The organism is Pseudomonas sp. NPDC089530 (assembly GCF_050280705.1).
In the GTDB taxonomy this organism is placed as follows: domain Bacteria; phylum Pseudomonadota; class Gammaproteobacteria; order Pseudomonadales; family Pseudomonadaceae; genus Aquipseudomonas.
The window spans coordinates 34,847-52,146 of sequence record NZ_JBNNVU010000017.1 but is presented as its reverse complement, the minus strand read 5'-3'; the positions used below and the strand labels follow the sequence as shown (position 1 = coordinate 52,146).

General features: G+C 64.2%; 18 protein-coding genes. 6 read left to right on the top strand and 12 right to left on the bottom strand.

The genetic code is table 11. The features are described 5' to 3' along the window. Positions 1–25: 25 nt before the first annotated feature. The 4 genes from ACQKQA_RS09665 to cysK all read right to left on the bottom strand — a co-directional run bounded on the left by ACQKQA_RS09665 (position 26) and on the right by cysK (position 4,051). Positions 26–421 carry a type 1 fimbrial protein gene (locus ACQKQA_RS09665; RefSeq protein WP_427556047.1) on the bottom strand — a complete coding sequence of 132 codons (396 nt, stop codon included), beginning with the start codon at positions 419–421 and terminating at the stop codon, positions 26–28. 232 nt (positions 422–653) lie between these two features. Next, a complete protein-coding gene (locus ACQKQA_RS09660; RefSeq protein ID WP_427556044.1) occupies positions 654–1,517 on the bottom strand; it encodes a DMT family transporter in 864 nt (287 codons plus the stop codon). A 346-nt stretch (positions 1,518–1,863) separates the two neighbouring features. Further along, positions 1,864–2,802 (bottom strand): aspartyl/asparaginyl beta-hydroxylase domain-containing protein, encoded by a 939-nt coding sequence (locus ACQKQA_RS09655; protein WP_427556041.1) that lies wholly within the window; start codon positions 2,800–2,802, stop codon positions 1,864–1,866. Positions 2,803–3,076: 274 nt separating this feature from the next. After that, a complete protein-coding gene (gene cysK / locus ACQKQA_RS09650) occupies positions 3,077–4,051 on the bottom strand; it encodes a cysteine synthase A (RefSeq protein WP_427556038.1) in 975 nt (324 codons plus the stop codon). 133 nt (positions 4,052–4,184) lie between these two features. Between cysK and ACQKQA_RS09645 the strand changes: the two genes are divergently transcribed. The 3 genes from ACQKQA_RS09645 (at position 4,185) to ACQKQA_RS09635 (ending at position 7,443) form a co-directional block, all read left to right on the top strand. Then, positions 4,185–5,261, top strand: a complete 1,077-nt coding sequence (locus ACQKQA_RS09645) for a DUF748 domain-containing protein (protein WP_427556035.1) — start codon at positions 4,185–4,187, stop codon at positions 5,259–5,261. Positions 5,262–5,406: 145 nt separating this feature from the next. After that, a complete protein-coding gene (locus ACQKQA_RS09640; protein WP_427556032.1) occupies positions 5,407–6,252 on the top strand; it encodes an AAA family ATPase in 846 nt (281 codons plus the stop codon). A 12-nt stretch (positions 6,253–6,264) separates the two neighbouring features. Next, a complete protein-coding gene (locus tag ACQKQA_RS09635; RefSeq protein ID WP_427556030.1) occupies positions 6,265–7,443 on the top strand; it encodes a vWA domain-containing protein in 1,179 nt (392 codons plus the stop codon). Between the two features lie 129 nt (positions 7,444–7,572). Here ACQKQA_RS09635 and ACQKQA_RS09630 read toward each other — a convergent pair whose 3' ends face one another. The 4 genes from ACQKQA_RS09630 to ACQKQA_RS09615 all read right to left on the bottom strand — a co-directional run bounded on the left by ACQKQA_RS09630 (position 7,573) and on the right by ACQKQA_RS09615 (position 11,293). Further along, positions 7,573–8,490, bottom strand: a complete 918-nt coding sequence (locus ACQKQA_RS09630) for a biotin-dependent carboxyltransferase family protein (protein WP_427556027.1) — start codon at positions 8,488–8,490, stop codon at positions 7,573–7,575. After that, positions 8,487–9,191, bottom strand: a complete 705-nt coding sequence (locus ACQKQA_RS09625; RefSeq protein WP_427556024.1) for a 5-oxoprolinase subunit B family protein — start codon at positions 9,189–9,191, stop codon at positions 8,487–8,489. Before ACQKQA_RS09625 ends, ACQKQA_RS09630 begins: the two co-directional genes overlap by 4 nt. Beyond that, on the bottom strand, positions 9,188–9,937 hold the full coding sequence (locus ACQKQA_RS09620; protein ID WP_427556022.1) for a 5-oxoprolinase subunit PxpA: 750 nt from the start codon (positions 9,935–9,937) through the stop codon (positions 9,188–9,190). The genes ACQKQA_RS09625 and ACQKQA_RS09620 overlap by 4 nt, the downstream gene beginning before the upstream one ends. Before the next feature lie 69 nt (positions 9,938–10,006). Then, positions 10,007–11,293 carry an MFS transporter gene (locus tag ACQKQA_RS09615; protein ID WP_427556019.1) on the bottom strand — a complete coding sequence of 429 codons (1,287 nt, stop codon included), beginning with the start codon at positions 11,291–11,293 and terminating at the stop codon, positions 10,007–10,009. 141 nt (positions 11,294–11,434) lie between these two features. Here ACQKQA_RS09615 and ACQKQA_RS09610 point away from each other — a divergent pair, with 141 nt between their 5' ends. Then, a complete protein-coding gene (locus ACQKQA_RS09610; RefSeq protein WP_427556016.1) occupies positions 11,435–12,349 on the top strand; it encodes a LysR family transcriptional regulator in 915 nt (304 codons plus the stop codon). A 52-nt stretch (positions 12,350–12,401) separates the two neighbouring features. Here ACQKQA_RS09610 and ACQKQA_RS09605 read toward each other — a convergent pair whose 3' ends face one another. The 3 genes from ACQKQA_RS09605 to ACQKQA_RS09595 are packed head-to-tail and all read right to left on the bottom strand — an operon-like array spanning position 12,402 to position 14,255. Further along, positions 12,402–12,944 (bottom strand): DUF2937 family protein, encoded by a 543-nt coding sequence (locus ACQKQA_RS09605; RefSeq protein WP_427556013.1) that lies wholly within the window; start codon positions 12,942–12,944, stop codon positions 12,402–12,404. 11 nt (positions 12,945–12,955) lie between these two features. Beyond that, complete coding sequence (locus tag ACQKQA_RS09600) at positions 12,956–13,732, bottom strand: class II glutamine amidotransferase (protein ID WP_427556010.1); 777 nt, start codon at positions 13,730–13,732, stop codon at positions 12,956–12,958. Between the two features lie 25 nt (positions 13,733–13,757). Continuing rightward, on the bottom strand, positions 13,758–14,255 hold the full coding sequence (locus ACQKQA_RS09595; protein WP_427556007.1) for an MFS transporter: 498 nt from the start codon (positions 14,253–14,255) through the stop codon (positions 13,758–13,760). Positions 14,256–14,356: 101 nt separating this feature from the next. Here ACQKQA_RS09595 and ACQKQA_RS09590 point away from each other — a divergent pair, with 101 nt between their 5' ends. Next, the gene (locus ACQKQA_RS09590; protein WP_427556004.1) at positions 14,357–16,411 is read left to right on the top strand and encodes a S9 family peptidase; all 2,055 of its coding nucleotides are present in this window, start codon (positions 14,357–14,359) and stop codon (positions 16,409–16,411) included. Between the two features lie 100 nt (positions 16,412–16,511). Next, the gene (locus tag ACQKQA_RS09585) at positions 16,512–16,985 is read left to right on the top strand and encodes a cyclic nucleotide-binding domain-containing protein (protein ID WP_427556002.1); all 474 of its coding nucleotides are present in this window, start codon (positions 16,512–16,514) and stop codon (positions 16,983–16,985) included. On the opposite strand, the gene ACQKQA_RS09580 is transcribed toward ACQKQA_RS09585, so the two are convergent. Next, positions 16,982–17,287 carry a hypothetical protein gene (locus tag ACQKQA_RS09580; protein ID WP_427556000.1) on the bottom strand — a complete coding sequence of 102 codons (306 nt, stop codon included), beginning with the start codon at positions 17,285–17,287 and terminating at the stop codon, positions 16,982–16,984. The genes ACQKQA_RS09585 and ACQKQA_RS09580 overlap by 4 nt on opposite strands. Positions 17,288–17,300: the final 13 nt, after the last annotated feature.

Genomic DNA, 17,300 nt, shown 5'->3' with positions numbered 1-17,300 from the left:
TTGCGACAACCGGCGATCGAATCGCTTATGGCGACGTCAGGGTAATCAGGTAGGTCCCCGAATTGACCGGCTTGCCGGCCTTGTCGACCAGGACATATTGCTGGTCGTAGTAACGCCCTGCTTGCCCGCTGTCCGCTACCAGCTTGACATCGACCGCCGAGCGATCGAGCGCCGTCACCGTACGCGAAGGGCCGACCGCGCTCACGCGAATGTCGTTGCCGCGTGAGAGCGTCGGGCATTGGGAAAGGTTGAACGTAAGGCTGCTACCGGAGACATCGGGAACCATGCTGGGCGTGCACGGCTCCTCTTCGATGCTGCCGTGGAAATAGATCACTCCTTGCGCGGTTTGAGGGGCTGCGGAGCAGACGCCGCTCAATCCGAGAAACACACCGATACTTGCCATCACCAGTCTGGTGTTCATTTCCGACTTCTCCTTAGAACCTAAAGAGTATGTCGTCAGCGTAGAACACTTCTTTAACTTTTAAGGTTTTTCTTATTGCAAAGAACCAGCATTACGGTGTAAGGGAATGAATTATTTAATAGCCATTAGCCATCATTGATATCGACCAGGCAAAAACAAACTGAAGACCGCGCCGGAAGCAAAAAAAGCGCGGCCCCCGCATAACGCCGGAACCGCGCCCCACCTTCATGAATCAGGCATGTTTACGGAAGACGAACCCCAGCCCGACAATGATCAACAGCATGCCGAACAGGCTCAGCAGTGCCAGCCGGTTGCCGAACACCAGGTAGTCCATCACCGCGGTCACCGCCGGCACCAGGTAGAACAGGCTGGTGACATTCACCAGATTGCCGCGGGCGATCAGCCGGTACAGCAGCAAGGTCGCCAGCACCGAGACCACCAGCCCCATCCACAGCACCGGGAGCACGAACTCGACGCTGTGTTCGAAATGAAACGGCTGGAACGGCACGAACAGCGCACACAGCAACAGCCCGGCCAGGTATTGCACCGGCAGGGTGCCCAGCGGATTTTCGCTGATGCGCTTCTGCATGATCGAGCCCAGGGTCATGCTCGCCAGGGCCAGCAGGCCGAAGAGCATCCCCGCCAGCGACATGCCGGCCAGGCCGATGCCCTGGTACACCACCATGATCAAGCCGATCAGGCCCAGTGCCAGGCCGAACATCCGACTCCAGGAACGCTGGCGCTCCATGATCACCACCGTGAGGATGGGTTGCACCCCCATGATGGTGGCCATGACCCCGGGCGTGACCTTCAGGTCCAGGGCCAGCAGATAGAAGATCTGGTACATCCCCAGCAGCACCAGGCCGGTGGCCACCGCGAACAGCATCGGCTTGCGCCCGCGGGGCAGGCGCAGCCTGAGCAGGGGGATCAACAACAGCAGCCCGCACAGGGCGATGGCGAAACGGATCAGCAGGAAGGCAAAGGGTGAGGCATGGGCCAGGCCCCATTTGGAGAAGATCGCGCCACTGCTCCAGAGCAGGACGAACAGGCTCGTGGAAGCCGCCGCGAGCGCGGATTTTTTTGATAGGACCAACATGAATACCACCTGTAGTCAGGCAAATAGCCAACTCAGCCGAAGCTGAAATTCAGTAGTTTTTTCCGGCGGGCACGGGGAACAGCAGAGGTTGCTGATCAGCCCCGTACGACAACGCCTGGCGGTGATACGACGGCGCACACCGGCGTGCTACTGACAGGTGGGGGGTAATGACTGATCTGCACAGGCTGCGGGTTCCCGCACGGCACGACGCCAGCGTTGACCGCTGAATCGACTACCGCATTGATGAGGGAATGAGGCATGTGCTGATCTTTCTGAAGGAGGAAGGTGAATCTTCTGATACACAGGGCGCCGACTATAACCAGCGCCCGATATTCATTGCAACGTCTTATCCGAACAGCCAGTAACCCAGGGCGGTCAGGACCAGCACCGCCAGCACCGGGCGCATGATGCGGTAGAGCTTCGGATTGCGGCGCTTCCACTGCTTGACCACGCCACTGGTGCGATCGCTGAAACGCTTGCTCCAGGCATAGGCCTGGTTGATCCCGCCGACGCGCTCGTCGTCCAGGTTCTGCGGCGCGGTGGCACGCCCCAGCCAGGCGCTGATCCAGCGGTTGATGCGCGTCATCAACGGGTTGCTCAGCGGACGCTCAATGTCGCAGAACAGGATGACCCGGGTCTTGTCGGTCTCGTTTTTCACCCAGTGCACATAGGTTTCGTCGAACATCACGTCTTCGCCATCGCGCCAGGCGTAGACCTGGCCGTCGACGAAGATCCGGCAGTCGTCGGAGTTCGGGGTGGACAGGCCCAGGTGATAACGCAGGGACCCGGCGAACGGGTCGCGATGCGGGTTCAGGTGGCTGCCGCCGGGCAGCAAGGCGAACATCGCGCCCTTGACGTTGGGAATGCGGCTGACCAGTTCGACGGTCTTGGGGCACAGCATTTCGGCCGACGGCAGCGGCTTGTCGTACCACTTGAGGTAGAAACGCTTCCAGCCCTTCTTGAAGAACGAACCGAAACCGGCGTCGTTGTTCTTCTCGGCGGCGCGGATATAGCCCTCGTCGAACAGGTGCATGGCTTCGTCGCGGATCACTTCCCAGTTGTCCTTGAGCACGTCCAGCTCGGGGAACTTGCTGCGGTCCAGGTAAGGCTTGGAAGGCACCCCGGAAAACAGGTACATCAAGGTGTTATAAGGCGCGAACAGCGCCGAATGGTTGACGAACTGACGCAACACCGGCAGTCGCGCCTTGCCACGCAGATGCACGAAGAGAATGCTGCCGATGAATAGCAGCAACACCGCGAACTTGGCGGCAAAGGAAAGGCTCATGCAAACAACTCCTTGAAATAGTCTCCGACGGGGCAGTGCTTACCCGGCATGGCAGTCGGCCATAATAAACACTCCCGGCCCCTGGAAAAACCCGCACGACCGAACAATCAGTGTTAACGGTTGTGCAACAAAGGCGCTAATTATCACAGGGCGCCTGAACGCAGGCTGACGTATGTCACCTCCAACCGCCATTGCCCTGCGGGACAACCATCGGCCGTTCGATCGCCGGCAGACCGGCTGCCTGCCGGAGCCTTTGCCAAGGTCCTGCAATGGCTTACTGCTGGTTCTCCTGTTCGGTGAACAGGTCGCTGAACAACATGCTCGACAGATAACGCTCCCCCGAATCCGGCAGCACCACGACTATAGTCTTGCCCTGCATCTCGGGGGTTTCCGCCAAGCGTACCGCCACCGCCATCGCCGCGCCGCAGGAGATGCCGCACAGAATCCCCTCCTCTTGCATCAGGCGCAGGGCCATGGCCTTGGATTCCTCGTCGCTGACCAGCTCCACCCGGTCGACCATCGACAGGTCGAGGTTGGCCGGTACGAAGCCGGCGCCGATCCCCTGGATCTTGTGCGGGCTGGGCTTGAGCTCTTCGCCGGCCAGTTTCTGGGTGATCACCGGCGAAACCGCCGGTTCCACCGCCACCGACAGAATGGGTTTGCCCTGGGTCTTCTTGATATAGCGGGAAACCCCGGTGATGGTGCCGCCGGTGCCGACGCCGGCCACCAGTACGTCCACGGCGCCATCGGTGTCGTTCCAGATTTCCGGGCCGGTGGTCCTTTCGTGGATCGCCGGGTTGGCCGGGTTATCGAACTGTTGCGGCATGAAGTAGTGGCCCGGATCGCTGGCGAGGATCTCCGCGGCCTTCTCCATGGCCCCTTTCATGCCCTTGGCCGGCTCGGTCAGCACCAGCTCCGCCCCCAGGGCCTTGAGCACCTTGCGCCGCTCGATGCTCATCGAGGACGGCATGGTCAGGATCAGCTTGTAGCCACGGGCCGCGGCGACGAACGCCAGGCCGATGCCGGTGTTGCCCGAGGTCGGCTCGATGATGGTCATGCCCGGCTTGAGCTTGCCGCTGCTTTCGGCGTCCCAGATCATGCTCGCGCCGATCCGGCACTTCACCGAATACCCCGGGTTGCGTCCTTCGGTCTTGGCCAGGATGGTGACGCCGCGGGGCGCGATGCGGTTGATCTGCACCAGTGGCGTATTGCCGATGGAATGGGCGTTGTCAGCAAAGATGCGGCTCATGATGGCAGGACCCCCTTGTACAGCGTGGAAGGAAGTCCTCAAGCGTATGCCTCGCCCCCATGAGCGTCCAGTCGGGACGAACGACTGCGATGTGCGGGAGTCAATCCCTGTATAAGGCTGGAGACTCCTGCTCATGAAACGTCGCTACCGTTGGCCGCTGTGGACCCTCGCCGGCATCCTGGCGCTACTGGCCGCCCTGCACGTCGCCCTGCCCTATCTGGTGCGCGACTACCTCAACGACCGGCTCGCCAGCATGGGCGACTACCGCGGCCAGATCAGCGACATCGACCTGACCCTGTGGCGCGGCGCCTACCAGATCAACGGCCTGAAGATCGTCAAGGTCACGGGCAAGGTGCCGGTGCCGTTCGTCAATGCGCCCCTGGTCGATCTGTCGGTGAGCTGGCATTCCCTGTGGTACGACCATGCAGTGGTGGCCAAGGTGCACTTCGTCGGGCCCGAGCTCAACTTCGTCGACGGCGGCCCCGACAAGCAGGCCTCGCAGACCGGCCAGGGCACCGACTGGCGGGCCCAGTTGAACAAGCTGCTGCCCATTACCCTCGACGAAGTGCGGGTCAGCGACGGCAGGATCAGTTTCCGCAATTTCAACTCCACGCCGCCGGTGAACCTGAGCGCCACTGAGGTCGACGCCAGCGCCTACAACCTGACCAACGTGGTCGATACCCGGGGCAAGCGCGATGCCCGCCTCGAGGGCAAGGCCCTGCTACCGGGCCATGCGCCCCTGGAAACCAACGCCACCTTCGACCCGCTGAGCGATTTCCAGGACTTCGAATTCCGCCTGCGCGCCCGCGACATCGAACTCAAGCGCCTGAACGACTTCGCCTCGGCCTATGGCAAGTTCGACTTCAACGCCGGCCACGGCGACCTGGTGATCGAGGCCAAGTCCGACCAGGGCCAGCTCAGCGGCTACATCAAGCCGCTGCTGCGCGATGTCGACGTGTTCAACTGGCAGCAGGACGTGGAGAACCAGGACAAGGGGATTTTCCGCTCGATCTGGGAAGCCCTGGTGGGCAGCGGCGAAACCCTGCTGAAAAACCAGCCGAAAAACCAGTTCGCCACCCGGGTCGAACTCAAAGGCAGCGTACATCAGCGGGATATCAGCGCATTCCAGGCCTTTTTGCAGATTTTGCGCAATGGCTTCATCCAGGCCTTCAATGCCGACTATGAAAACCCCAAGCCCTCCACTGACTGAGTCAGCATGTGACGCCCCATTCAGAGACTGAATGGGCCGTCTGCGTTCACAGTCGACCGGGCACCGCGTTATAGTCGGCCACCGTGTTTCTATATTCTTCCGACCTGCTCGATGCAGGTCGGCGTTACCGTTCGAGGAATTGCAGATGAAGTTCGAAGGCACCAGCGCATACGTCGCCACCGATGACCTGAAGCTGGCAGTCAACGCTGCCATCACCCTGGAGCGGCCGCTGCTGGTCAAGGGCGAACCGGGCACCGGCAAGACCATGCTCGCCGAGCAACTGGCCGAGTCCTTCGGCGCCAAGCTGATCACCTGGCACATCAAGTCCACTACCAAGGCCCACCAGGGCCTGTACGAGTACGACGCGGTAAGCCGCCTGCGCGACTCGCAGTTGGGCGTGGATAAGGTGCACGACATCCGCAACTACCTGAAAAAGGGCAAGCTGTGGGAAGCCTTCGAATCCGAAGAACGGGTGATCCTGCTGATCGACGAAATTGACAAGGCCGACATCGAGTTCCCCAACGACCTGTTGCAGGAACTCGACAAGATGGAGTTCTACGTCTACGAGATCGACGAGACCATCAAGGCCAAGCAGCGCCCGATCATCATCATTACCTCCAACAACGAGAAAGAGCTGCCGGACGCCTTCCTGCGCCGCTGCTTCTTCCACTACATCGCCTTCCCCGACCGTCCGACCCTGCAGAAGATCGTCGACGTGCACTACCCGGACATCAAGAAGGACCTGGTCAGCGAGGCCCTGGACGTGTTCTTCGATGTGCGCAAGGTGCCGGGCCTGAAGAAGAAGCCTTCGACCTCCGAGCTGGTGGACTGGCTCAAGCTGCTGATGGCCGACAACATCGGCGAAGCGGTGCTGCGCGAACGCGACCCGACCAAGGCCATCCCGCCGCTGGCCGGCGCCCTGGTGAAGAACGAGCAGGACGTGCAGTTGCTTGAGCGCCTGGCGTTCATGAGCCGTCGCGGCACCCGTTAAGAGGGCATTGCCATGCTGCTCAACCTGTTCAATGAAATGCGTGCGGCCAAGGTGCCGGTGTCGGTACGCGAGCTGCTCGACCTGATCAACGCGCTCAAGCAGCGCGTGACCTTCGCCGACATGGACGAGTTCTATTACCTGTCCCGGGCGATCCTGGTGAAGGACGAACGGCATTTCGACAAGTTCGACCGCGCGTTCGGCGCCTACTTCAAGGGCCTGGAAAAACTCGACGACCACCTGCAGGCACTGATTCCCGAGGATTGGCTGCGCAAGGAGTTCGAGCGCTCCCTGACCGATGAGGAACGGGCGCAGATCCAGTCCCTGGGCGGGCTGGACAAGCTGATCGAAGAGTTCAAGAAACGCCTGGAAGAACAGAAGGAACGCCACGCCGGCGGCAACAAGTGGATCGGCACCGGCGGCACCAGCCCCTTCGGCTCCGGTGGCTTCAACCCGGAAGGCATTCGCGTGGGCGATGCCGGCAAGCGCCAGGGCCGCGCGGTCAAGGTCTGGGACCAGCGCGAGTACAAGAACCTCGACGACCAGGTGGAACTGGGCACCCGCAATATCAAGGTGGCCCTGCGCCGCCTGCGCAAGTTCGCCCGCCAGGGCGCCGCGGACGAGCTGGATATCGACGGCACCATCGACCACACCGCCCGCGACGCGGGCCTTTTGAACATCCAGATGCGCCCGGAACGGCGCAACAACATCAAGCTGCTGTTGCTGTTCGATATCGGCGGCTCGATGGATGCCCATGTGAAGATCTGCGAAGAGCTGTTCTCCGCGTGCAAGACCGAGTTCAAGCACCTGGAGTACTACTACTTCCACAACTTCATCTACGAGTCGGTGTGGAAGAACAACCTGCGCCGCGGCTCGGAACGTACCTCGACCCAGGACCTGCTGCACAAGTACGGCGCCGACTACAAAGTGATCTTCGTCGGCGACGCCGCCATGGCGCCCTACGAGATCACCCAGGCCGGCGGCAGCGTCGAGCACTGGAACGAAGAAGCCGGTTACGTGTGGATGCAGCGTTTCATGGAGAAGTACAAGAAGCTCATCTGGATCAACCCCTACCCGAAAGACACCTGGGGCTACACCGCCTCGACCAACATCGTGCGCGAGCTGGTCGAAGAGCAGATGTACCCGCTGACCTTGCGCGGGCTGGAAGAAGGGATGCGGTTTCTCTCCAAATGACTCCCGCCGATCCCTGTAGCCGCTGCCGCAGGCTGCGATCGACCCCGAAGGGGGCGCAAGGATCGCGAGACCGCAGGAGGACCTTCGGTCCTATCGCAGCCTCGCAGGCTCGGCAGCGGCTACAGGGGTTCAGACGAACTGTCGCAGAAACTCGATCTGCTGGCGGTGCGCCGTCTCCTGCACCACCGGCGTCAAACGCACCTCGCTGCCGGGCAGGCATTGCGCCAGCCGCGCCAGCGCCAGGGGTGTCAAGGCCCCCAGCCGCGGATACCCGCCAATGGTCTGCCGGTCGTTGAGCAGCACGATCGGCTGGCCGTCCGGCGGCACCTGGATCGCCCCCAGGGGAATGCCTTCGGAGATCATCGGCGGCCCTTGATAGCGCAGCTGCGGCCCCAGCAAGCGCATGCCCATGCGGTCGGCGCGGCTGTCCAGGGTCCAGGCGCTGTTGAAGGCATCGAACAGGCTCTGCCCGCTGAATTGGCCGATCTGCGCCCCGAGAATCACCTCCAGCGGCGCCTTCGATTGCAGGTCCGGCAGTTGCTTGCCCGACAGCGCCTTGAGGTTCACTCCCGCCCCCGAATACTCAAGTCCCGCGCCCTCGGCCAATGGCCGGCCGAAACCGTCGAGCCCGCCCAGCTCTTCGCGGACCACGCTGGCGCAACTGCCCAGCACCTTCGGCGCATTGAAACCGCCGGGCGCCGCCAGGTAGGCCCGGGCGCCAAGAAACGGCTGGGTAAAGCGCAGCCGCTGGCCTTTCTGCAGGATAAAACTGCGCCCCGGGCTGAGCGGACGCTCGTCGATACAGGCCCCCAGGTCAGCGCCCGCCAGCGCCAGCAGGCACAGTTCCTCGGCGACCACGCTGAAACCGCCGAGGGTGATCTCGATCACCGGGGCGTCCAGGGCGTTGTCCAGCAGCCAGTTGGCCCAGGACATCGACACCCAGTCCAGTGCGCCGCCCTGGGTCACGCCCAGGTGGCGCACGCCAAAACGACCGGCGTCCTGCAACAGGCACAGCGGGGTACTGGCTTCGATGGTCAGACGGCTCATGCCGGCACCTCCAATGGTGTGTCGTCGCCGCCCAGGCGAATGAACTCGGCACGATCCACCGCGGCGAAACGCACCCGGTCGCCAGGCTGCATCAGGCTGTAGCCGTCCCGTTCGCGATCGAACAGGCGGCTCGGCGTGCGTCCGATCAGGTTCCAGCCCCCCGGCGACACCACCGGATAGGCCGCGGTCTGGCGCTCGGCAATCCCCACGCTGCCCGCCGCCACGCGCTTGCGCGGCGTATCCAGGCGCGGCGCGGCCAGCACTTCGTCCACCAGCCCCATAAAGGCGAAACCCGGGGCGAAGCCCAGGGCGAACACCTGGTATTCACGCTCGCTGTGGCGGCGGATCACCTCGCTCACCGACAGGCCGCTGCGTTGCGCCAGCAGGCTCAGTTCCGGGCCGACGCTGAGGTCGTACCAGACCGGCAGCACATGGCGCTGGCCGCCGGAACGGGAGTCGGGGGTCAGGTCGGTCAGGGCCGCATCGATCAGTTCCCGGGCCTGGGACGGGCTCAGGGCCCTCAGGTCGTAGTGCACCATCAGCGTGGTGTAGGACGGCACCAGATCGATCAAGTGCGCGCCGAAGGCCATCCGCAGCCGCTCGCTGGCGGCGAGCATCCACGGCATGTTGGCCTCGGCGATTACCTCGAACAACCGCACCATCAGACAGTCGATGGCCACCACTTCAACCCGTATGTTCATGCTGGCAACTGCTGCAGGGCCGCGCGGATACGCTGCACCGCGGCCACCGAGCTGGCGTTGTCGCCGTGCACGCACAGGGTATTGGCCCGCAGGTGCAAGGCGCTGCCATCGCTGGCCTGCAGCGCGTCGCCACGGGCGATGGTCAGGGCCTGGGCGATGATCTGTTCCGGATCGTGGTGCACCGCCCCCGGCAACTGCCGCGACACCAGGTGCCCAGCGTTGTCGTAGGCGCGGTCGGCGAAGGCTTCGAACCACAGGGTCACACCGTACTCGTCACCCAGGGCCTGGGCGGCGCTGTTGTCCCGGGTGGCCATCAGCATCAGCGGCAGCGACTGGTCATAGGCCGCCACGGCCTGGATCACCGCCCGCAGCTGGGCCGGGTTGGCCATCATGTCGTTGTACATGGCGCCGTGGGGTTTGACGTAGCTGACGCGGCTGCCCTGGGCCCGGCAGATGCCGTCGAGGGCGCCGACCTGGTAATGCAGCAGGTCCTGCAGTTCCTGGGCGCCGTAGGCCATGGAGCGGCGGCCGAAGCCGGCCAGGTCCTGGTAGGCCGGGTGCGCGCCGATGCGCACGCCGTTGGCCAGGGCCAGGCTCACGGTCTTGCGCATGATGCTCGGATCGCCGGCGTGGAAACCGCAGGCAATGTTGGCGCAATCGATAAAGGGCATCACCTCGGCATCCAGGCCCATGGTCCAGTTGCCAAAGCTTTCGCCGATGTCGCAATTCAATAACAGGCGGCTCACGGTCGGTGCTCCTGTAGAGGTTGTCGTTCCGGCTGCGGGCATCGCGCAGGGATGCCCACAGACTATCAGTTAGCGGGCTTCGAGTTGCTTGCCACGGGTTTCCGGCAGGCTCAGGGCGGCCAGGACCACGATGCCGTAGGACACCGCCGCGAAGGTACCGATGGCCGCGCCCAGGGGAATGTGCTGGCTGAGCAGCCCGATCAGCAGCGGGAACAGGGCCGCCAGGGCGCGGCCGCTGTTGTAGCAGAAACCCTGGCCCGAACCGCGGATGCGCGTGGGGAACAGTTCGGTCAGGAACGCGCCCATGCCGCTGAAGATCCCGGAGGCGAAGAAGCCCAGGGGAAAGCCCAGCCACAGCATCACCGCGTTGCTCACCGGCATCTGCGTGTACAGCAGGACGATGGTGAACGAGCCGGCGGCGAACAGGACGAAGTTCTTCTTGCGCCCCAGCAGATCGGTCAGATAGGCGCTGACCACATAGCCCACGTAGGAGCCGAAGATCACCATGGCCAGGTAACCGCCGGTGCTCAGCACGCTCAAGCCGCGCTCGGTCTTGAGAAAGGTCGGCAGCCAGAAAGTGATGGCGTAGTAGCCGCCCTGGGCACCGGCCGCCAGCAACGAGGCGCGCAAGGTGGTGCTAAGAATGGCCGGCGCGAAAATCTCGTAGAAACGCGGCGGGTTATCGGGGACTTCCCGGGCCCGGGTTTCACGGTAGACCTCCGGGTCCTTGACCAGGCGGCGGACGAAGATCACGAAGATCGCCGGCAGGATGCCCAGCAGGAACAGGGCGCGCCAGGCGTCTTCCGGAGGCAGCAGGGAATACATCAGCGCATAGAGCAGTGCCGTGATGCCCCAGCCCAGGGCCCAGCCGGACTGCACCATGCCCACCGCCTTGCCGCGGTTCTCGGCGCGGATCACTTCGCCGATCAGCACCGCGCCGGCGGTCCACTCGCCGCCGAACCCGAAGCCCATCAGGGTCCGGGCGATCAGCAGTTGCTCATAGCTCTGCGCCAGGCCACAGAGGAAGGTGAAGAAGGCGAACCAGAGCACGGTCAGTTGCAGGGTGCGCACCCGGCCGATGCGGTCGGACAGGATGCCGGCGATCCAGCCGCCCAGGGCGGAGGCCAGCAAGGTGCTGGTGTGGATCAGGCCGGCTTCGGCGGAGCTGATGCCCCACAGGGCGATCAGGGTCGGGATGACGAAGCTGAGCATCTGGGTGTCCATGCCATCCAGGCCATAGCCGGCCTTGCAGCTCCAGAATGTGCGGCGTTCCTGCTGGTTGATGTCGCGGTACCAGTCGAAGGGGCCGGCGCGGCCTTTGGCCTTGCCGGCGGCGAGCGAGTCGGGCGCACTCATGGCGAATCTCCACCTTGGTTTTATTGGTATTGTTCTGGGCCCCGACGACGCTTTATCGTGAGACGCAGCGATTCTTGGCGCCCGCCCCCTGCTGCGTCCAACGAATAAAAACCGTCTCCAGACATAAGAAAAGTTGATCGCATGAATCTCAAGTTCCTCGAAACCTTCGTCTGGGTGGCACGCCTGAAAAGCTTTCGCCTGACCGCCGACAAACTCTTCACCACCCAGGCCTCGATCTCCAGCCGCATCGCCGTGCTCGAGGGCGAACTCGGGGTGAAGCTGTTCCTGCGCGATTCCCGCGGCGTGACCCTGACCCCGGAAGGCTTGAAGGTGCTCGACTACGCCGAGCAGATGCTGGACACCCTGCAGGCCCTCAAGCAGTCGATCGAGACCCGTTCGAGCAAGGTCGGGCGGATTCGCATCGGCGTCATGGACACCGTGATCCACACCTGGCTCAGCCCCCTGGTGGCGCGGATGATGGACTGCTATCCCCAGGTGGAGATCGAGCTGGTGGCCGACACCTCGCTCAACCTCTGCGAACAGTTGCAGAAAGGTTTTCTCGACCTGGTGCTGCAGACCGACCTGCTGCGCCAGGAATCCATTCGCAGCCTGGAACTGGCCAGCCACCCGATGGGCTGGATAGTCGCCAGCCATTCGATCTACAACCGCGAGTACGCCAACCTGGCCGAGCTGGCCCGGGAACGCATCATCACCTACTCGAAGAACTCCCTGCCCCACCAGGAGGTGCTGAGCCTGCTGCAGGCCAACGGCGTGACCGCGCCCCGGCTCAACTGCGTGAACTCGGTCTCGGCCATCACCCGCCTGTTGCGCGATGGCTTCGGCATCGGCGCCTTGCCGCCGGTGCTGGTCAGCGAGGAACTGGCCCGCGGCGAGCTGACCCTGCTGGCCATCGACCAGCGCCCGCCGAACCTGCAGGTGGTGGTGTCATGGCGAGTGGGGGTGGATCTGGTGGAAGAAGTGGTGGTGCTGTGCCAGCAGGTGCTGGAGCAATACGCGCAAAAGGCCGGTGAGGACTACATCGTCCTGGCCGGCTGACCCGCTCCCGTAGCGGCTGCCGCAGGCTGCGGCTACAGGGATCGCGGCTACATCACAGCCCTTTCAGATCACGCTCTTCGATTGGCCGGCTCTGGCGCAGGCGCTTGCCGCCGAGCACCACCCAGTCGATCAGGCGATACAGGCACTCCAGGCCGAACGACAGCAGCAAGGCGCCGCTCATGGCCCAGATCATCGCTTGCGGGGTCAGCAGGATCTGGTAGCTGTAGCCATTCCAGGTTTCCAGGCGGATGTCCGGATCGGCGGCCAGCAGCACCTGCAGCAGGCGGATGTACCACGGCCCCTGCATGGCCTGGAACTGCTTGTCCAGGGCCAGCTGGCGCCCCAGCAGGTTGCTCAGGCTGTCGGCGTCGCTGCGGAACACCGGGTCGTCGCTGGCCCGATAGTGGGCGACCAGCGCTTGCAAATCGCCCTTGAAGAACTGGGTGGCGGTGCCCTGGAAGCCCTGCAGGCCGGTCTGGGCCTCGATCAGATGGGCCTCGACCCGCTTGGTGTAATCGCTGAGAAAACCCGGGACCTGGACCCCGATCAACAGGCCCGCCGCAAACAGCACCAGCCGCAGATAACTGAGCAACATAGGGGGTGTCCTTATTCGGTCTGGCCGTGGACGACGCATTCACCGCGCCGCCACAGGCTCCATTGGCCCGGCTCGTAGCGAGTCCAGGTTTCGTTTTCGGTCAAAGGTTCGGTCGCGATCACGGTCACCACGTCGTTGGGCGTGGTTTCCGCCTGGAAGTCGACGATCACATCGACGTCCTTCAAACGTGCCGGGCCGAACGGCGCCCGGCGGGTGATCTGCGCCAGCTTGGTCGAGCAATAGCAGAACAGCCAGTCGCCGTCGCTGAGCAGGCAGTTGAATACGCCCTTGCTGCGGTATTCGGCGCAGGCGGCGACCAGCGACGGCAGCAGCGCCTCGACCTCCACCGGCTCGGGAAACGCCGCGCGCACCCGGTTGAGCAGATCGCAGAACGCCGCTTCGCTGTCGGTATCGCCCACCGGACGATAGAAGCTGGCGACCGGCTGGAAGTCCGCCAGTTGGCCGTTGTGGGCGAAACACCAGTTGCGCCCCCACAGCTCACGCACGAACGGATGGGTATTGGACAGGCAGACCTTGCCGACGTTGGCCTGACGGATATGGCCGATCACCACTTCGCTCTTGATCGGGTAACGCTGCACCAGGTTGGCCACTTCCGACTCGCTGCTCGCCGCCGGGTCCTGGAACAAGCGCAGGCCGCGACCCTCGTAGAACCCGATGCCCCAGCCGTCGCGATGGGGCCCCGTACGCCCACCGCGCTGCATCAGGCCGGTAAAGCTGAACACGATATCGGTCGGCACATTGGCGCTCATGCCCAATAACTCACACATGCTCGGACTCTCGCTCCAATGCGGCTTACAGGCGCGGCTCGATCCGCGAACGCTGGGGATTGCCGGGCACGGGCGGACGGCCATAACGATCGTCGCCGGCGCCGCCGAACGGCTGGTCGTCGCCCGGCTCGTCGGCCCGGGCCGCGGCCTTGGCGGCTTCGGCTCGTTCCTTGCGGGCGTTGGCCGCGCGTTCGATCGGCCAGCGGATCAGCACGAACACCAGGTAGAGAGCGAAGGCGATCATGCCGTACATGAACAGGTCGGAGACCGCGCGCCAGGCGTTGTTGCCGACCTTGAACAGCATGTCCAGGGCGGTGATGGCCACGGCCGGGGCGAACATGTCCTTGGCCGAGTCGACCACGGTCGGGCTGAACAGCAGCACCGCCACCAGCACGCGCAGCGGCTCGCGCAACCAGCGCCACATCCAGCGGGTCAGGCGCATCCACACCAGCAGGCAGCCCAAGGCGGCGAAGGCGTAAAGCCCCCAGGCGATCAGATAGTCGTTCTCGGTCATGGTGTCCATGGCAAGGCTGGCAAAGAGGCGCTTATGATAACGGCTTTTCGCATGTCAGGCTGCACCGCTGTCTGCCGCGCCCTTATTCGTTACCGCCCCGAGAGCCCTCCATGCCCGTATCCGCCCACGTCATCAGTGCCCCGATCGCCCGCAAGGCCGAAGGGCCGGACCCGTACGCCTGGCTCCAGGAGCGCGACACCGACGCCGTGCTCGATTACCTGAAGGCCGAGAACCGCTACCAGGAAGCCGCCCTGGCCGACCAGGCGGCGCTGCGCGAAACCCTGTTCCAGGAAATCAAGGGCCGGATCCTGGAAACCGACCTGTCCCTGCCCTCCCCCTGGGGCCCGTACCTGTATTACACCCGCACCACCGCCGGCGACGAATACGCCCGGCACTACCGCTGCCCGCGCCCGGCCGACGACAGCCTCACCGTCGACGAAAGCCGCGAACAACTGCTGCTGGACCCGAACGCCCTGGCCAATGGCGGGTTCTTCTCCCTCGGCGCCTTCAGCATCAGCCCCGACCACCAGCGCCTGGCCTACAGCCTCGATACCAGTGGCGAAGAGGTCTACACCCTGTTCGTCAAGGAGCTGTCCAGCGGTAAGATCAGCGAACTGCCGTTCGCCGACTGCGACGGCAGCATGACCTGGGCCAACGACAGCCTGACCCTGTTCTTCGGCGAGCTGGACGACACCCATCGCCCGCACAAGCTGTTCCGCTACCGCCTGGACGGCACCGCCGCCGAAGAGGTGTTCCATGAGCCGGACGGGCGTTTTTTCCTGCATTGCTACCGCTCGAGCTCCGAGAAGCAGCTGCTGCTGTCCCTGGGCAGCAAGACCACCAGCGAGGTCTGGGTACTGGACGCGGCCCAGCCGCAACAGGCTTTTACCTGCCTGGCGCCGCGGGTCGAGCAACATGAATACGACGTCGACCACGGCCTGCTCGATGGCCAGTGGACCTGGTTCATCCGCAGCAACCGCGACGGCATCAACTTCGCCCTCTACCAGGCGCCGGACCAGGGCTCGGTACCCGGCCAGGCCGACTGGCAGAACCTGATCCCCCACAACGACAGCGTGATGCTCGAAGGCCTGAGCCTGAACACCTCGGCCATGACCCTGAGCCTGCGCGAAGGCGGCCTGCCGATCATCGAGGTGCGCCCCGAGGGCCTGCCGGCCTATCGCGTGCAACTGCCGGACGCGGCCTACAGCCTGCATGTGCAGAACAGCCTGGAATTCGTCAGCCCGCGCATCCGCCTGCGCTACGAGGCATTGAACCGCCCGGCGCAGATCCGCCAGCTGGAACTGGCCGACGGCGAGCAGAAAGTGCTCAAGGAAACCCCGGTGCTGGGGGTTTTCGACCCGGACGCCTATGTCAGCCAGCGCCTGTGGGCAACCGCGGCCGACGGCACCCAGGTGCCGATCAGCCTGGTGATCAGGCGCGAGGCCCTGGGCCGGCCGGCACCGCTGTACCTCTATGGTTACGGCGCCTACGGCGAAAGCCTCGACCCGTGGTTTTCCCACGCCCGCCTGAGCCTGCTGGACCGCGGCGTGGCCTTCGCCATCGCCCATGTGCGCGGCGGCGGCGAACTGGGCGAGGCCTGGTACCGCGCCGGCAAGCAGGAACACAAGCAGAACACCTTCAGCGACTTCATCGCCTGCGCCGAGCACCTGATCGCCCAGGGCCTGACCAGCGCCGAACAGCTGGCCATCAGCGGCGGCAGCGCCGGCGGCCTGCTGATCGGCGCGGTGCTCAACCAGCGCCCGGAACTGTTCAAGGCGGCGATCGCCGAAGTGCCGTTCGTCGATGTGCTCAACACCATGCTCGACCCCGACCTGCCGCTGACCGTCACCGAATACGACGAATGGGGCAACCCCGAAGAGCCGGAGGTGTACCAGCGGATCAAGGCCTACGCGCCCTACGAGAACGTCGAGGCCAAGGCTTACCCGGCGACCCTGGTGATCGCCGGCTACAACGACAGCCGCGTGCAGTACTGGGAAGCGGCCAAGTGGGTGGCCCGGCTGCGCGCCACCAAGACCGACGACAACCTGCTGCTGCTCAAGACCGAGCTGGGCGCCGGCCACGGCGGCATGAGCGGGCGTTATCAGGGATTGCGTGACGTAGCGCTCGAATATGCATTTGTTTTCAAGATTCTGGGCATCGCCTGAGGAACTCCGGCCGGCCGTCCTGTCTTAACACGGGACCGCCGGCTCTAGGTCATACTCCCCCCCCGGAACCGCAACAGACACAAAAAAAGACCGTGACGACATGCCCGAACCTACCTTGTTGAACAACGAAATCCGCGACTGGCTGATGGACTGCGGACTGTTCGATCAACTCTTGCCGGCCGACTTCAATGCCGCCGCCGGCTATTTCAGCATCAGCAGCATCGCCCAGGGCCAGGAGATCTTCCGCGAGGGCGACGCCGGCAGCTTCATGTGCATCATCCATTCCGGCCAGGTGGCCGTGCAGAAGAGCAACAGCGAAGGCGCGCGCGTGACCATCGCCACCCTGCGCAGCGGCCGGGCCTTCGGCGAGATGGCGGTGCTCGACGGCGAACGGCGCTCGGCCAGCTGCGTGGCCGCCAGCGATTGCCGGCTGCTCAACCTGGGCAAGGATTCCCTGGAAAAAATGCTCAACGACGCGCCGAAGATCGCCGCCAAGATCATCCGCGCCCTGGCCATCTCCTTGTCCAAGCGCCTGCGCATGGCCGACGGGCAACTGCTGTCGCAGCAGGTCTAGGCGCCCGACGCCTTGGCTTTCGCCTCGTTCTGCTCCAGCCCCGGCAGGGTCTGATCCTTCGGCGGCTTGGGCATGTCGATCGGCGGCAGCAACGGCGCGCCGCCATTGACGCCAGCCTTGGGCGTGCTGGGGGGCGTGATCTGCGGATAGGGGGTCGGGGTCGCCGTGCCGGGCGAGCCGGCAACAGGAGCCGGGGTCACGGGTACGGCCTGCAGTTCCTCGGCGTGCACGACCGTCATCGCCGACGCGGCACCGAGCAAGAGCGCTGCCCGGGCAATGACCGTTAGAATAGTGCGCTTCATCAATGGCTCCAGA

What these genes read in the sequence shown, in the direction of transcription:
- ACQKQA_RS09665 (WP_427556047.1), bottom strand. Translation starts at nt 421, where the DNA reads ATGAACACCAGACTGGTGATGGCAAGTATCGGTGTGTTTCTCGGATTG.
- ACQKQA_RS09660 (WP_427556044.1), bottom strand. Translation starts at nt 1,517, where the DNA reads ATGTTGGTCCTATCAAAAAAATCCGCGCTCGCGGCGGCTTCCACGAGC.
- ACQKQA_RS09655 (WP_427556041.1), bottom strand. Translation starts at nt 2,802, where the DNA reads ATGAGCCTTTCCTTTGCCGCCAAGTTCGCGGTGTTGCTGCTATTCATC.
- cysK (WP_427556038.1), bottom strand. Translation starts at nt 4,051, where the DNA reads ATGAGCCGCATCTTTGCTGACAACGCCCATTCCATCGGCAATACGCCA.
- ACQKQA_RS09645 (WP_427556035.1), top strand. Translation starts at nt 4,185, where the DNA reads ATGAAACGTCGCTACCGTTGGCCGCTGTGGACCCTCGCCGGCATCCTG.
- ACQKQA_RS09640 (WP_427556032.1), top strand. Translation starts at nt 5,407, where the DNA reads ATGAAGTTCGAAGGCACCAGCGCATACGTCGCCACCGATGACCTGAAG.
- ACQKQA_RS09635 (WP_427556030.1), top strand. Translation starts at nt 6,265, where the DNA reads ATGCTGCTCAACCTGTTCAATGAAATGCGTGCGGCCAAGGTGCCGGTG.
- ACQKQA_RS09630 (WP_427556027.1), bottom strand. Translation starts at nt 8,490, where the DNA reads ATGAGCCGTCTGACCATCGAAGCCAGTACCCCGCTGTGCCTGTTGCAG.
- ACQKQA_RS09625 (WP_427556024.1), bottom strand. Translation starts at nt 9,191, where the DNA reads ATGAACATACGGGTTGAAGTGGTGGCCATCGACTGTCTGATGGTGCGG.
- ACQKQA_RS09615 (WP_427556019.1), bottom strand. Translation starts at nt 11,293, where the DNA reads ATGAGTGCGCCCGACTCGCTCGCCGCCGGCAAGGCCAAAGGCCGCGCC.
- ACQKQA_RS09610 (WP_427556016.1), top strand. Translation starts at nt 11,435, where the DNA reads ATGAATCTCAAGTTCCTCGAAACCTTCGTCTGGGTGGCACGCCTGAAA.
- ACQKQA_RS09605 (WP_427556013.1), bottom strand. Translation starts at nt 12,944, where the DNA reads ATGTTGCTCAGTTATCTGCGGCTGGTGCTGTTTGCGGCGGGCCTGTTG.
- ACQKQA_RS09600 (WP_427556010.1), bottom strand. Translation starts at nt 13,732, where the DNA reads ATGTGTGAGTTATTGGGCATGAGCGCCAATGTGCCGACCGATATCGTG.
- ACQKQA_RS09595 (WP_427556007.1), bottom strand. Translation starts at nt 14,255, where the DNA reads ATGGACACCATGACCGAGAACGACTATCTGATCGCCTGGGGGCTTTAC.
- ACQKQA_RS09590 (WP_427556004.1), top strand. Translation starts at nt 14,357, where the DNA reads ATGCCCGTATCCGCCCACGTCATCAGTGCCCCGATCGCCCGCAAGGCC.
- ACQKQA_RS09585 (WP_427556002.1), top strand. Translation starts at nt 16,512, where the DNA reads ATGCCCGAACCTACCTTGTTGAACAACGAAATCCGCGACTGGCTGATG.
- ACQKQA_RS09580 (WP_427556000.1), bottom strand. Translation starts at nt 17,287, where the DNA reads ATGAAGCGCACTATTCTAACGGTCATTGCCCGGGCAGCGCTCTTGCTC.